At 33.0% G+C, this 15,466-nt stretch carries 11 protein-coding genes; 7 read left to right on the top strand and 4 right to left on the bottom strand.

What is annotated here, in order from left to right; translation table 11 throughout:
• Nucleotides 1-88: 88 nt before the first annotated feature.
• Nucleotides 89-742: a rhomboid family intramembrane serine protease gene (locus tag K8Z87_RS06350; protein ID WP_227476646.1), complete on the bottom strand. Its 654-nt coding sequence runs from the start codon at nt 740-742 to the stop codon at nt 89-91.
• Nucleotides 743-803: 61 nt separating this feature from the next.
• On the opposite strand from K8Z87_RS06350, the gene K8Z87_RS06355 reads away from it, so the two are divergent.
• On the top strand, nt 804-1,694 hold the full coding sequence (locus tag K8Z87_RS06355) for a lysophospholipid acyltransferase family protein (protein WP_227476647.1): 891 nt from the start codon (nt 804-806) through the stop codon (nt 1,692-1,694).
• Nucleotides 1,695-1,698: 4 nt separating this feature from the next.
• Here K8Z87_RS06355 and K8Z87_RS06360 read toward each other — a convergent pair whose 3' ends face one another.
• Entirely contained in the window at nt 1,699-3,198 is a 1,500-nt protein-coding gene (locus K8Z87_RS06360) for an aminotransferase class V-fold PLP-dependent enzyme (RefSeq protein ID WP_227476648.1), read from the bottom strand.
• A gap of 30 nt (nt 3,199-3,228) precedes the next feature.
• The gene (gene glmM, locus K8Z87_RS06365; RefSeq protein WP_227476649.1) at nt 3,229-4,617 is read right to left on the bottom strand and encodes a phosphoglucosamine mutase; all 1,389 of its coding nucleotides are present in this window, start codon (nt 4,615-4,617) and stop codon (nt 3,229-3,231) included.
• A gap of 68 nt (nt 4,618-4,685) precedes the next feature.
• On the opposite strand from glmM, the gene K8Z87_RS06370 reads away from it, so the two are divergent.
• From K8Z87_RS06370 to K8Z87_RS06385, 4 genes are all read left to right on the top strand, one after another.
• Entirely contained in the window at nt 4,686-5,288 is a 603-nt protein-coding gene (locus tag K8Z87_RS06370; RefSeq protein ID WP_227476650.1) for an acyl carrier protein phosphodiesterase, read from the top strand.
• Nucleotides 5,285-6,994 (top strand): gamma-glutamyltransferase, encoded by a 1,710-nt coding sequence (gene ggt, locus K8Z87_RS06375; protein ID WP_227476651.1) that lies wholly within the window; start codon nt 5,285-5,287, stop codon nt 6,992-6,994. The genes K8Z87_RS06370 and ggt overlap by 4 nt, the downstream gene beginning before the upstream one ends.
• 96 nt (nt 6,995-7,090) lie before the next feature.
• Entirely contained in the window at nt 7,091-10,318 is a 3,228-nt protein-coding gene (locus K8Z87_RS06380; RefSeq protein ID WP_227476652.1) for a S41 family peptidase, read from the top strand.
• Between the two features lie 53 nt (nt 10,319-10,371).
• The gene (locus K8Z87_RS06385) at nt 10,372-11,121 is read left to right on the top strand and encodes a hypothetical protein (protein ID WP_227476653.1); all 750 of its coding nucleotides are present in this window, start codon (nt 10,372-10,374) and stop codon (nt 11,119-11,121) included.
• Between the two features lie 38 nt (nt 11,122-11,159).
• Here the strand turns inward: K8Z87_RS06385 and K8Z87_RS06390 are convergent, their stop codons facing one another.
• Nucleotides 11,160-11,687: a hypothetical protein gene (locus K8Z87_RS06390; RefSeq protein ID WP_227476654.1), complete on the bottom strand. Its 528-nt coding sequence runs from the start codon at nt 11,685-11,687 to the stop codon at nt 11,160-11,162.
• Between the two features lie 227 nt (nt 11,688-11,914).
• Here K8Z87_RS06390 and uvrA point away from each other — a divergent pair, with 227 nt between their 5' ends.
• On the top strand, nt 11,915-14,743 hold the full coding sequence (gene uvrA, locus K8Z87_RS06395; RefSeq protein ID WP_227476655.1) for an excinuclease ABC subunit UvrA: 2,829 nt from the start codon (nt 11,915-11,917) through the stop codon (nt 14,741-14,743).
• Between the two features lie 32 nt (nt 14,744-14,775).
• Nucleotides 14,776-15,462: an LOG family protein gene (locus K8Z87_RS06400; RefSeq protein WP_227476656.1), complete on the top strand. Its 687-nt coding sequence runs from the start codon at nt 14,776-14,778 to the stop codon at nt 15,460-15,462.
• Nucleotides 15,463-15,466 lie beyond the last annotated feature (4 nt).

Genomic DNA, 15,466 nt, shown 5'->3' on the forward strand with positions numbered 1-15,466 from the left:
TTTAAAACAAAAAAGCTTCACTTTAACAAGTGGAGTTTTTTTGTTTTTATTAGTACATATTAGAAATTAGCGACTTAAAAATTTAACCTCAAGATAGTTTTCCTGTTTTATACATTACAAATAGTATAATTATAGGTATTGCTAATAAACCGACATGCAATAATTCGGTTTTAAATAATTCTGGTTTTAAAAATAAAGTTAATACATAGCCACCAATAGCTCCTCCAAAATGTGCATCATGCCCTATGTTACCAATTTTGTTTTTCATCCCATAAATGGAATATAATAAATAACCTATTCCGAAAACATAACCTGGAATTGGTATAGGAATAAAAAACATGTATAAACGCATTTCTGGGTGCAACAATATTGCTGCGTAAAGTACACCTGTCACAGCTCCACTAGCACCTATTGCGCTATACCAATACTCTTCTTTATGAAAATATAACGATAATAGGTTTCCAAAAATTAAACTTAAAATGTATATTACTATAAAATTAAAATTCCCTAATCCTACAATTACAGTCTCAGCAAAAAAGTAAAGCGTAAACATATTAAATAACAAATGCGTAGTATCTGCATGTAAAAAACCAGAGCTAAACATTCTTACTTGTTCACCTCTTCGTATACTCCCGACATTAAATTTAAACCGCTCAAAGAAAGAACGATCATCAAATCCTTTCATTGAAAAAATGACATTAGCTGCGATAATGATTATAGTTACTAAACTTAATTTGTCCATAAAGAGAATACTTATGCTTCAAATATAATATATATTTGTGTTTCAAAATTAACAGTATTTGATGCAACTTATTGCCTATATAATTATCTACCCTTTTTTATGGTTAATCTCTATTTTGCCGTTTAGACTATTGTATATGTTTTCAGATGTTTTATATTTCTTTTTGTATAAGGTATTTGGGTATAGAAAATCAACTGTAAAGTCGAATTTGAGATTAGTGTTTCCTGAAAAAACTGAAAAAGAAATTATAGATATTACATCTAAATTTTATCATCATCTATGTGATATGATGTTAGAAGCTATAAAATCTATGACAATTTCTAAATCTCAAATAATAAAGCGGTACACTTTCTCTAATTCAGATTTAATACTTGATCTAGAAAAAAAAAATAAAAGCATTATGCTAATGGGCGCTCATTATGGAAGTTGGGAATGGTTGTTTGTACTCCAAAATCATATAAATCATAAAGGCTATGCCGTTTATAAACGTTTAAAAAATAAATATTTTGATCGCTTAATAAAACGAATTAGGGCAAAACATAATAGCACCCTAATTACTACAAAAGAAACTTATCGTGTTTTAAGCAAAGCTAAAAGAAATGGTGAATTGACTATTAATGGTTTTGCTGCAGATCAATCTCCTAAAGCAAAGAAAGCTTCGTATTGGTCTAATTTTATGGGTATAAAAGTTCCCATGTACACTGGAGCAGAAATTATTGCTAAACGTATGGATATGGCTGTTGTTTTTTTTAGTGTTAAACGTATTAAACGAGGTTATTATCAAGCCACATTTCATACAATAACTGAGGACTCAAAAAGTTTTGAAGATTTTAAAATTACAGATGCTTTTTTTAAATTAGTAGAAGAGCAAATTTATAAGGCTCCGCAGTATTATTTATGGACCCACAAACGATGGAAACATCGAGACAAAGTCCCTGAAAAATTCTTGTAATTAGTTATACATTAAACCAATCGTCAACACGTGTATCTCCTTTAGGGATAAAAGTCTTATGAATAAACTCATTATTAGATTTATTGTATTCATAATCTTTTGCCCATTCTTTGTGATTCTCTGCTAAGGCTATTATACTATTACAAACATAATCGATTTCATTACATGTCGTTGTTGGATGTATAGACATCCGTATCCAACCTGGTTTACGAATTAAATCTCCTAAAGTAATTTCTTGTACTAAATTACTAGATTGTTCCTTATCTACATGTAATAAGTAATGCCCATAGGTTCCAGCACAACTACAACCACCACGAGTTTGTATACCAAAGCGGTCATTTAACAGCTTAACCCCAAGATTAAAGTGTAGATCTTCTATATAAAAGGAAACAACACCTAGTCGTTCTTTTTGATCTTCAGCTAAGATTTTAATATTGGTAACATGGCTTAAATTAGAAAACACTTGATGTAACAATTCATGCTCACGATCTAACATATTTTTTACTCCCATTTTATCCTTTAACTTAATAGCTAAAGCTGTTTTAATAGTTTGTAAAAAACCTGGTGTACCTCCATCTTCTCTATCTTCAATATTATCTATATACTTATGTTCTCCCCAAGGATTTGTCCATGATACCGTACCGCCACCTGGGCAATCAGGAATCATATTCTTATATAGTTTTTTATTAAAAACTAAAACGCCTGAAGTTCCTGGCCCACCTAAAAATTTATGTGGAGAAAAGAAAATAGCATCTAAAGATTCATCTTCATTTTTCGGATGCATATTTATATTTACATAAGGTGCAGAACATGCAAAGTCTACAAAACAAACTCCACCATGCTTATGCATCATTTTAGCTATTTTATGGTATGGGGTTTCTATACCAGTAACATTGCTTCCTGCTATAACAGAAGCGATTTTAAGCGTACAATCTTTATATTTATTTAATAGAATTTCTAAATTATCCATACAAAATAGACCATCATCTCCAGCAGGAATAACTTCTACTTTCGCTATAGTTTCTAACCAAGATGTATGATTAGAATGATGCTCCATATGAGTAACAAAAACTACTGGTCGTAACGCATCAGGGATTTTAGCATATTTAGCCATATTCTCTGGCATTTTTAAACCAAGAATACGTTGAAACTTGTTTACAACACTAGTCATACCATTACCAGCTACAATTAAAACATCATCAGCATTGCTATTGACATGACCTTTAATAATATGTCTTGCTTTATGGTAAGCATTAGTCATTGCTGTGCCTGAAACTGTAGTCTCTGTATGTGTATTCGCTACAAAAGGGCCAAATTGGGTAACTATTTTTTCTTCTATTGGTCGGTACAAACGACCAGAAGCTGTCCAATCAGTGTAAACAATTTTCTGTTTACCATAAGGAGATTCAAATTCTTGATCTATACCAATAATATGTTTTCTAAACTGTGAAAAATATTTTTCCAATTCAGAATAACGAGCCCTAGTAGTATTTGTGTCAATCATAATGATTTATAGTATATATATGCTAATATATTAAATATCAGCAATAGTATTTATATCCGATATAATTCTATCTGCTAAATCACTAGCTTCTTTTTGAGAAGGAGCTTCAGTATATATTCTAATTATTGGTTCAGTATTACTTTTCCTAAGATGCGCCCAGCTATTAGAAAAATCAATTTTTACACCATCGATAGTCGTTAAATTCTCATGACTGTATTTTTCTTCCATAGTCTTCAATATTGCATCAACATCTAATTCAGGTGTTAATTGAATTTTTTTCTTACTCATATAGTAATTAGGATATGATGCTCTTAACTCACTCACTTTCATTTTCTTTTCTGCCAAAAGTGATAGAAATAAAGCCACTCCTACCAAAGCATCTCTTCCATAATGTGAAGCTGGGTAAATAATACCGCCATTGCCTTCTCCACCAATAATGGCATTGTTTTTTTTCATAAGTTCTACAACATTAACCTCTCCAACAGCACTAGCTTCATATACACCTCCATGCTTTTCGGTAACATCTCTTAATGCTCTTGTAGAACTCATATTACTAACTGTATTTCCTGGAATTTTACTTAACACATAATCCGCACAAGCTACCAATGTATATTCTTCTCCAAACATTTCTCCCGTTTCATCCATAAATGCTAAACGGTCTACATCTGGGTCAACTACAATACCAAAATCTGCACGTTCTTTTACAACAGCTTCTGATAAATCGGTTAAATGTTCTTTTAAAGGTTCTGGGTTATGTGGAAAATGGCCATTAGGCTCACAGTACAATTTTACTGGATGCACACCTAAACGCTCTAATAATAGCGGTATAGCAATACCACCTGTAGAATTTACACCATCTACTACCACTTTAAAATTCGCAGCTTCAATAGCTTTTTTGTTAACTAATGGCAATTCTAAAACCTCGTCAATATGTAAATCGATATAAGCTTCATTTTTAGTGATTTTACCAAGGTCATCAACTTCTGAAAAATTCATACTATTAGTCTCTGCTATTTTTAAAATCTTTTCACCTTCTACTCCGTTTAAAAATTCTCCTTTAGCATTTAATAGTTTTAACGCATTCCATTGTTTTGGGTTATGGCTAGCTGTTAAAATAATTCCACCATCTGCATGTTCCATAGGCACAGCTATTTCCACAGTTGGTGTAGTAGATAAACCTAAATCTATAACATGAATTCCCATACCTACTAGAGTATTCATTACTAAACTTTGAATCATCTCTCCAGAAATCCTAGCATCTCTACCTACAACAACTCTATAATTTTCTTTATTACGTTGTTGTTTAACCCAAGCACCATAGGCCGCTGCAAATTTCACAGCATCTATAGGTGTTAAATTATCATCTACTGCTCCTCCAATTGTTCCGCGAATTCCTGAAATTGATTTTATTAAAGTCATAAATTAAATTTTACGCAAATATAAATAGTTAGTAGGATTTTGTTATTATGAATTTGTAAATTCGAGCAATGAATTTTTTAGCACATATATATCTTTCTGGTGATAACGAATTATTAACCATTGGTAACTTTTCGGCAGATGGAGTTCGTGGCAATAAATACAAAGAGTTTCCTAAATCAATTCAGGCAGGTATAATATTACATCGACATATTGACACCTTTACTGATGCACATCCAATAACTAAACAAAGTACAAAACGATTACACAAAAATTATAGCCATTATAGTGGAGTAATTGTTGATATTTTTTATGATCATTTTTTAGCTAAAAATTGGGAAGATTACTCCGATATTAATTTATCGGTATACATCTCTAATTTTTATAAAAGTCTGACAGACAATTTCCTTGTACTACCTGAACGTTTTAAAAAATTAACTCCTGTAATGATTGAAGGAAATTGGCTTCTAAGTTATGCATCAATTGATGGAATTGAACGGGTATTAAACGGAATGAATAAAAGAACCAAAGGACGCTCTAAAATGAATGAGGCAATTCATGAATTAGTAGTATATTACGATGACTTTGAAAAAGAATTTACCCAGTTTTTCAAAGAACTAATTGTCTTTTCAAACCAAAAACGAATAGAAATAGAAAAAGAATTTAATTTATGAAGAAAACACTTTTCCTTTTAATTACAATACAATTTTTAGTTTTTAGTAGTTGTAAAAACGAATCAAAAAATAATAATGTTAGTCAACAAAATCGTGGTTTTATTGCAAAAAAGGCTATGGTAGTAAGTGCTAGAGAAGAAGCTTCTAAAATTGGTTCTGATATTTTAAAAAAAGGAGGAAATGCTTTTGATGCAATGATGGCTACAGAAATGGCTTTAGCAGTTGCCTATCCTTATGCAGGCAATCTTGGTGGTGGCGGTTTTATGGTATATCGTTTAGAAGATGGGTCTATAGGAGGATTAGATTATAGAGAAAAAGCACCGCTTGCAGCTACAAAAGACATGTATTTAGATGAAAATGGAGACGTAATACCCAATAAAAGTACTGTTGGAGGAATGGCTATTGGTGTACCTGGTACGGTATCTGGTGTATTTAAAGCACAAGAACGATTTGGGAAATTAGATATTAAAGACGTACTACAACCTGTTATAGATTTAGCTAGAAATGGATTTATTATTACAGAAAATCAACAACAGCGTTTTTCTAGCAATAATGACATATTTACAAAAGTAAATGGTAAAGACATTCTTTTTGGAGATAAAACTAATGCTGGCGATAATATTAAAAATATAGCTCTAGCAGAAACTTTAGAACGCATAGCTAATAATGGAGTTGATGAATTTTATAAAGGTGAAACTGCTAAAAAATTAGTTGCGTTTTTAAATGCTAAAGGTAGTATTATCACTTTAGAAGATTTAAACCGTTACGAAGCTAAATGGAGAGAACCTGTTGTTTTTAATTATGATGATTTAAAAATCATTTCCATGTCTCCTCCTTCATCTGGTGGAATATGCTTAAATCAAATTATGAAAATGATTGAACCTTTTGATTTAAAAGATTATGGCCATAACGCTTTAAAAACGATTCAAGTTATTGTAGAAGCTGAAAAGCGCGCTTATGCAGATCGTAGTTATTATTTAGGTGATCCCGATTTTATAGATATTCCAACAGAAACGTTAACTAGTGATGTGTATTTGCAAGAACGAATGCATAATTTTTCTTTTGATGCACCTACTCCAATAGATTCTATATCTCATGGAAATATTGTAGGCTATGAAAGTGATGAAACTACGCACTATTCAATCATCGATCAATACGGTAACGCTATATCAGTAACTACAACGCTAAATGGAGGATACGGGTCTAAATTATATGCCGATGAACTTGGTTTCTTTTTAAATAACGAAATGGATGATTTTAGCAGTAAACCAGGAGTGCCAAATGTATACGGTCTTATAGGTGCCGAAGCTAATAGTATTGCTCCAGAAAAACGCATGTTAAGTTCTATGACTCCTACTATTGTTGAAAAGGATGGAGAGTTATTAATGTCTGTTGGTACACCAGGCGGATCTACAATTATTACTTCTGTACTTCAAACGATTTTAAATGTCGAAGAATTTGGTTTAACCATGCAAGAAGCTGTAGATGCTCCTCGTTTTCACAATCAATGGTTACCCGATGAAATTAGAATGGAGCCTGGCCGTTTTAATAAAGAAGTCATCCAACAATTAAAAGATAAAGGGTATACAATTAACGAATCAAGATCACGAGTCATTGGTATTGTAGATGGCATATTAATATTAAGCAATGGAGAACTTGAAGGTGGAGCAGATCACAGAGGTGATGATACTGCGGTAGGCTTTTAAGCTTTTAACATCTTTTTTAATATTCCATATTGTCTAAATTGTATCTTTATCATCCGCATCTATTCTTAGATTAACTTATTTTAAAAATCAACCAAAATGAAACGACAATTTATTGTTACGCTAGCACTATGCTATACCTTATGTGGCTTTTCTCAAGGCACGCAATTATTAAGACAACCAACTATTCATGGAAACGATATTGTCTTTGTTTATGCCAATGATTTATGGAAAGCATCCATAAATGGTGGTACTGCTATACGGTTAACTAGTGATGATGGTTATGAATCTAGTCCGCATTTTTCAAACGACGGAAAAACGATTGCATTTACTGCACAGTATGATGGAAATGTAGATGTGTATACCATTCCTTCTGAAGGAGGAGAACCTAAGCGATTAACTTATCATCCTGGTGGTGACTTTGTACAAGGTTGGACGCCTGATGGAGAAATATTATTTCGCTCTGGTAGAGAAAGTCAACCTACGATGACTAGTAAGTTTTTTACGGTTTCTGCAAAAGGTGGCCTTCCTGTTGCATTAGATATTCCTAGAGCTGCGTATGGAGAAATATCTGCAGACGGTAAGCATATTGCATATACTCCAATTACAGGTTGGGATGCTGAATGGAGAAATTATCGAGGAGGACAAGCTATGCCAATATGGATTGTTGATCTTAAAACTAAAGAATTAACACGTACAACGCAACCGACTAAAGAACGTCATTTAGACCCTATTTGGTTAAACGGTATTGTTTATTTTATTTCTGAACGTGATTACACGGCCAACATTTGGTCTTTCAACCCAAATACTAAAGAAGAAAAACAGATTACGTTTCATAAAAAGTTTGATGTTAAAAGTTTAGATGCTAGTAAAGATGCCATTGCATATGAGCAAGGTGGTTATTTGCATGTATACAAGCCAAATACAGGAGACACAAAACAGCTAAATATTACAGTAAAAGGCGATTTAAATTTCTCTAGAGTACGTTGGGAAAATATTTCTGGTAGAAATTTATCTAACCCAAATGTATCTCCTAAAGGAAAACGTGCTGTTTTTGAACATCGTGGTGAAATCTTTACGGTACCTAAAGAAAATGGGACATGGAGGAATTTAACCAACTCCCCAGGGGTTGCAGATCGTAATCCTATTTGGTCTCCAAAAGGCGATAAAATAGCTTGGTTTTCAGATAAGAGTGGCGAATATCAATTGGTTATTGCCAATCAAGATGGATCTAATCTACAATCTATAAAACTACCAAATCCAACATTTTATTTTGTTCCTGATTGGTCTTCCGACGGTAAACATATTGCTTATACAGATACGCACTTTAATATTTGGATTGCTAATCTCGAAACAAAAAAAGTTACTAAAGTTGCTACAGATAGTTATGCACATCCAAACCGTTCTATGAATCCTGTATGGTCACCAGATAGTAAATGGATAGCATATGCTAAGCAACAAAAAAGTCATTTTAAAGCTATTTTTGCATACAATATAGAGACAAAGAAAACCATTCAGCTTACAGATCCTATTGCAGATGCTATAACTCCTGTTTGGGATGCTAACGGAAAATACTTATATACTCTAGCAAGTACTGATTATGGGTTAGCTTCAGGATGGTTAGATATGAGTTCTTATGACCCGCAAACTACACGTAGTCTATATGCTGTCGTTTTAAACTCTAAAGATAAAGCACCAAATCTGCCTAAAACGGATGAAGAAGAAATTGAATCAGATAAAAAGGAAGATAAAAAAGAAGCTGTAACTGTAACTATTGATGAAAACGGTATTTACGATCGTGCTGTAGCACTTCGTTTACCAGCACGTAATTATACTTCACTTTTAAAAGGCCCTAAACATAAAGTGTTTATAGCAGAGGCTATACCTAATCAACCAGGTTTTAAAGTACATTCATACGATGTAACGAAACAGAAAGCTACAGATTATGCTAAAGGTGTATTTCAAATGGTAGCCTCTAACGATCGTAACTCTATTTTATTGAATCAAGGACAAAGTTGGAATTTAGTAAGTTCTAAATCACCTCCAAAACCAGGATCTGGTGGTTTAAATACCAACATGAAAATTAAACTAGACCCTAAAGCAGAAGCGCATCAAATTTTTAAAGAAGGTTGGCGTTACATGCGTGATTTTTTATATGTGGATAATGTTCATGGTGCGCCTTGGGATGATATTTACAAATGGTACTCTCCATGGGTAAATCATGTTCGTCATAGAACAGATCTTAATTATGTTGTAGATATTATGAGTGGTGAAGTTGCTATTGGACATTCTTATGTCTCTGGTGGTGATTTGCCTGACTTAGATTTTGTTCCTGTCGGGTTACTAGGAACAGATTTAGTATTGAATAATGGAAACTATCAAATTGCAAAAATATTTAATGGAGAACGTTGGAATCCTAATATTAATTCTCCTTTAGGTAAACCAGGTATCAATGTTAACGAAGGTGATTATCTATTAGCAATTAATGGAAAATCTTTAGATGCTAATACAAACCCTTATCAGTTATTAGAACAAACTGCTGGTCGTGAAATTACAATTACAGTCAACTCAACACCTTCAAAAACAGGTGCAAGAACAGTATTAATTCAGCCTGTTGGTAGTGAACGTGGTTTGAGAACTATAGATTGGGTTGAAAATAATCGTAGAAAGGTAGATGAACTCTCTAATGGTAAACTTGCATATGTTTACGTTCCTAATACAAGTCCTGCAGGTTTTACATCGTTTAACCGCTATTATTTTTCTCAACAAGACAAAAAGGGTGTTGTTATAGATGAGCGTAACAATGGCGGCGGATCTGCTGCTGATTATATGATAGATATTATGTCTAGAGAATTGTTCGGTTATTTTAATAGTAAAGCTAATGATAATAGACCTTGGACAACACCCATGGCTGGTATTTGGGGACCAAAAGTAATGTTGATTAACGAACGTGCTGGCTCTGGTGGAGATCTACTTCCATATATGTTTAAAGCAAAAAAAATTGGACCACTAATTGGCACTCGTACTTGGGGAGGCCTTGTTGGCACTTGGGATACACCAAGATTTATAGATGGCGGTCGTATGGTAGCTCCTCGTGGTGGTTTCTTTGATGTTAATGGAGAATGGGCAGTTGAAGGAGAAGGTATTGCGCCTAATATTGAAGTGATACAAGAACCTAAATATACATCTAAAGGTATTGATCCGCAATTAGAACGTGGTGTAAAAGAAGCTTTAAAATTATTAGAAACACAAGAGTTTAAATTAAAACCTGAACCTAAAGCTCCAATACGTTGGAAACGTCCTAAAGATTATAAGTCTGATAATTAATAGTATTTCTAACGATTAATGTTTCTTCGAGCGCATATAAACTCTCATTAAATTTGGCTAAAAAATCTAAAACAAAACGTGTTTTAAAAATTATAGGAGGATTAATTATATTCTTCACCTTACCAACACTCCTACTCTATAGTTTTATGTATTTAAAATACAATGAAGATTTACCAATAGGACAACAAGGTGAAAAAGCAGACCAACTCGCCACGCAAATGTTACAAGCTTTAAATGAAGAAGCTTATCTAAATACCGATTATTTAGAATGGACTTTTAAAGGCAGACAGCATTACAAATGGTATAAATCTGAAAATCGATGTGAAGTCTATTGGGATGATTTTAAAGTAGATTTGAATTTAAATAATCGTCATAACTCAAAAGTCTATGTTTTAAATCTAGAATATAACGGCATTGAGAAGGAAGATTATATTAATAAGGCAGAACGTTATTTTAATAACGATTCGTTTTGGTTAGTAGCTCCATATAAAGTTTTTGATAAAGGTGTAGAACGACGTTTAGTTAAAACTAAAGGCAATACGGAAGCTTTATTAGTTACTTACACTTCTGGAGGTTCTACGCCTGGAGATTCCTATTTATGGCATTTAGATGCTTATAAAAGACCCGTACGTTTTCAAATGTGGACTTCCATCCTACCCATAAATGGTTTATCTGCAAGTTGGACTGATTGGACAACTACTAAAAGTGGTGCGCAATTACCAACGTTTCATAAGTTACTTGTTCTAGGTTTAGAAATTGACGATATAGTTGGCAGTATTCAGTCGCAGTTTACAAAAAATTAATTAATACAATTACTGCTACTGAATACTGAGACTGGACACTATTTAGAACGCTGCCCCACAAATTGTTGCGATTTTAATTTAAATAACACATTAAAACTAGTTAAACTCCCATAACTACGTGTTATGTATTGTTGTAAGTCTATTTTTTCTTGTTCATCTAAATTTTTACTAGAGTTAATTTTTTGTTCCATAACTCTAAGACGGTCTCTAACCATTGTAATTTTATGAAAAAACGTATCTATAGGTAATTCGCTAGATTTTAAATTACTATCTTCTGGTTGCATAATCAATTTACCTCCTTTCCACCTGTCACCTATTGAAACAACCTCAGACACATCTGACCACTTCTTTAAAATAGATTTTAAACTTCGTTCAACCTCATACAAGCTCACCGTATCCACATCATCTTCTGCCGCTTCTATAACTTCAAAGTCAGAATCGATATCTATAGTTTCTAGACCACTATCGATAAATGTAACCCAATAGTGTTTCGAAGTTACATTAGTAATTACACCTTTTCCATAATCTGGATGGTCAATTCTTGAGCTTATTCCTAGTAATTTCATAAAACGGTTGTATTAAATTTGTTGTTACAAGTATAACAATTATTCATAATTTAAAAGCTTCAAATCCTTATATTTATTTTAACCTAATTTTTACAAAATAATATCTTGAAAACGATCTTAATTAGATACAGATATTAGTTAACAAATAGACTCAACCAACTTTCGTTTTAGTCTTAAAATGAGTATCTTCGCCACTTGGCAAATTTTCATTTTGCAGACTATACACTATGACGAATTTCGAAGATTTTATTGAAGTAAAAGGAGCCCGTGTTCACAATCTTAAAAATATTGATGTTACAATTCCTAGAGAAAAATTAGTCGTTATTACTGGCTTATCTGGTAGTGGTAAATCCTCTTTGGCTTTCGATACTATTTATGCAGAAGGACAGCGTCGCTATATTGAAACATTTTCAGCTTATGCACGTCAATTTCTAGGGAATTTAGAACGCCCAGATGTCGATAAAATTGATGGATTGTCTCCTGTAATTGCTATTGAACAAAAAACCACCAGTAAATCTCCACGTTCAACTGTTGGTACTATTACCGAGATTTATGATTTTTTACGCCTTTTATTTGCAAGAGCTGCTGATGCTTATAGTTACAATACTGGTGATAAAATGGTAAGCTACAGTGATGAGCAAATCAAAGATTTAATTCTTGAATCTTTTGATGGAAAACGCATCAATATTTTATCTCCAATAATCCGATCTCGTAAAGGACATTATCGTGAGTTGTTTGAACAAATAGCTAAACAAGGTTTTGTAAAAGTGCGTACCGATGGGGAAATTGTAGATATTGAAAAAGGCATGAAACTCGATCGTTATAAAACACACGACATAGAAATTGTTATCGATCGGTTAAAAATAGACAATTCTCAAGATAATAATAAACGCTTGATGGAATCGATAAATACGGCAATGTACCATGGCGATAATGTGTTAATGATTATTGACCAAGACAGTAATGAACCTCGCTATTTTAGCCGTAATTTAATGTGTCCATCATCTGGCATTTCATATCCAAACCCAGAGCCTAATAATTTCTCATTTAATTCCCCAAAAGGAGCATGTCAAAAATGTAATGGTATTGGAGAGTTGTATGTGGTTAATGAAAACAAATTAGTACCAGATGACAATTTATCTATCAATAGCGGTGCCTTATCGCCTCATGGACCTGCCAAAAAAAGTTGGATTTTTAAACAGTTTGATACTATTGCCAAACGTTTTAATTTTTCTTTAGATGATCCGTATAAATCTATTCCTGATGAAGCTAAGCATGTTATATTATACGGAGGAAAAGATAAGTTTACCGTAGAAAGTAAGTTACTTGGCGTAGCACGTAATTATGATATCGATTTTGAAGGTGTTGCTAATTTTATAGAAAACCAATACAAATCAAATTCTACATCTTTAGTCCGTTGGGCTAAAGAATATATGGATAAGGTAAAGTGTCCTGAATGTAATGGGTCTCGATTAAAAAAAGAGTCATTATATTTTAAAGTCGACGGAAAAAGTATTGCTGATCTTGTAAATATGGATATTGTTGAATTGAGCGAATGGCTTAAAGATATCCATAAACGTTTATCGGATAAACAGTTAAAAATCTCTGAAGAGATCATCAAAGAAATTAGAAGTCGAGTACAATTTTTATTAGATGTTGGTTTAACATATTTATCGTTAAATAGAAGCTCCAAATCTTTATCGGGCGGAGAAGCACAGCGTATTCGTTTAGCCACGCAAATAGGTTCTCAACTTGTTGGTGTACTCTACATTTTAGATGAGCCAAGTATTGGCTTACATCAACGTGATAATGAAAAATTAATCAATTCCTTAATTTCACTTAGAGATGTCGGTAACTCTGTTATTGTTGTAGAGCATGACAAAGATATGATAGAGCGTGCAGATCATGTTATTGATATTGGGCCGTTTGCTGGTAAACATGGAGGTGCTATTATTAGTCAATGCACGCCAACAGATTTATTAAAAGAGCATACACTTACCGCGGCATATCTTAACGGCGAAAAAGAAATAGAGGTCCCAAAACAACGTAGAAAAGGCAATGGCAAAAAATTAGTATTAAAAGGCTGTACTGGGAATAACCTTAAGAATGTAGATGTTGAATTTCCTTTAGGAAAAATGATTGGAGTTACTGGAGTATCTGGTAGCGGAAAATCGACTTTAATTAACGAAACGCTCTACCCTATTCTTAATGCCCATTATTTTAATGGAGTAAAAAAACCAATGCCATATAAAAGCATTAAAGGTTTAGAACATATTGATAAAGTCATCGACATCAATCAATCGCCAATAGGTAGAACTCCTCGAAGCAATCCAGCAACCTATACAGGTACATTTAGTGAAATACGAAGTTTGTTTTCAAAAATTCCAGAAGCTATGATTCGTGGTTATAAACCTGGACGTTTTAGTTTTAATGTAAAAGGTGGTCGTTGTGAAACTTGTCAAGGTGGTGGACTACGTGTTATTGAGATGAATTTCTTACCAGATGTATATGTAGAATGCGAAACATGCCAAGGCAAACGCTTTAACCGCGAAACTTTAGAGATTAGGTATAAAGGAAAATCCATTAGTGATGTTTTAAATATGACTATTGAAGAAGCTGTAACCTTTTTTGAACATATTCCTAAAATTCATAGAAAGCTAAAAACCATTAAAGATGTAGGTCTAGGCTACATAACATTAGGACAACAAAGCACTACACTTTCTGGTGGTGAAGCCCAACGCATTAAACTGGCAACCGAATTAAGTAAAAGAGATACAGGCAATACCTTCTATATTTTAGATGAGCCAACAACTGGTTTACATTTTGAAGATATTAATGTCCTTATGAAAGTACTCAATAAATTAGCCGATAAGGGTAACACAGTACTAATTATTGAACATAATCTTGATGTGATTAAAACTGTAGATTATATTATAGATATTGGTTACGAAGGAGGAAAAGGAGGTGGAGAAATTGTTGCCAAAGGCACACCCGAAAAAATTATTAAAGATAAAAAGAGCCATACCGCCAAATTCTTAATAAAAGAGTTAAATTAGCTAGGTATCGAAAACACTGAACACTAAAACATATGAGAACAGAACATAAACCAAAAGGCTGGAATGAAATAAAAACCAATGATTCTTGGGCTATTTTTAAAATCATGGGGGAATTTGTTACGGGATTTGAACGTATGAGTAAAATTGGTCCTTGTGTGTCTATTTTCGGATCTGCACGTACAAAACCAGATCATAAATACTATAAACTTGCTGTAGAAGTAGCTACTAAAATTGTAGAAAACGGTTATGGAGTTATTACTGGTGGTGGCCCAGGTATTATGGAAGCTGGTAACAAAGGAGCACATCTCGGCGGCGGTACTTCTGTAGGTTTAAATATAGAATTACCTTTTGAGCAACACGATAATCCTTATATAGATAGCGATAAAAGCTTAGATTTTGATTATTTCTTTGTCCGTAAGGTTATGTTTGTAAAATATTCGCAAGGTTTTGTGGTAATGCCTGGTGGATTTGGAACTTTAGACGAACTTTTTGAAGCTATTACTTTAATACAAACGCATAAGATTGAAACGTTTCCAATTATATTAGTCGGTACAGAATTTTGGGGAGGTTTATTTGAATGGATAAAAACAACATTGTTAAATGCAGGTAATATTAGTCCAAAAGATTTAGACCTTATACATTTAGTAGATTCTGGAGACGAGGTTTTAGAAATATTAAATAGCTTCTATAAAGAATCTGGTTTAAGTCCTAATTTCTAAATTG

Source organism: Winogradskyella immobilis, assembly GCF_021887715.1.
GTDB classification, from domain to species: Bacteria; Bacteroidota; Bacteroidia; order Flavobacteriales; family Flavobacteriaceae; genus Winogradskyella; species Winogradskyella immobilis.

Coding starts and splice junctions, on each gene's coding strand:
- K8Z87_RS06350 (WP_227476646.1), bottom strand. CDS start 742: ATGGACAAATTAAGTTTAGTAACTATAATCATTATCGCAGCTAATGTC.
- K8Z87_RS06355 (WP_227476647.1), top strand. CDS start 804: ATGCAACTTATTGCCTATATAATTATCTACCCTTTTTTATGGTTAATC.
- K8Z87_RS06360 (WP_227476648.1), bottom strand. CDS start 3,198: ATGATTGACACAAATACTACTAGGGCTCGTTATTCTGAATTGGAAAAA.
- glmM (WP_227476649.1), bottom strand. CDS start 4,617: ATGACTTTAATAAAATCAATTTCAGGAATTCGCGGAACAATTGGAGGA.
- K8Z87_RS06370 (WP_227476650.1), top strand. CDS start 4,686: ATGAATTTTTTAGCACATATATATCTTTCTGGTGATAACGAATTATTA.
- ggt (WP_227476651.1), top strand. CDS start 5,285: ATGAAGAAAACACTTTTCCTTTTAATTACAATACAATTTTTAGTTTTT.
- K8Z87_RS06380 (WP_227476652.1), top strand. CDS start 7,091: ATGAAACGACAATTTATTGTTACGCTAGCACTATGCTATACCTTATGT.
- K8Z87_RS06390 (WP_227476654.1), bottom strand. CDS start 11,687: ATGAAATTACTAGGAATAAGCTCAAGAATTGACCATCCAGATTATGGA.
- uvrA (WP_227476655.1), top strand. CDS start 11,915: ATGACGAATTTCGAAGATTTTATTGAAGTAAAAGGAGCCCGTGTTCAC.
- K8Z87_RS06400 (WP_227476656.1), top strand. CDS start 14,776: ATGAGAACAGAACATAAACCAAAAGGCTGGAATGAAATAAAAACCAAT.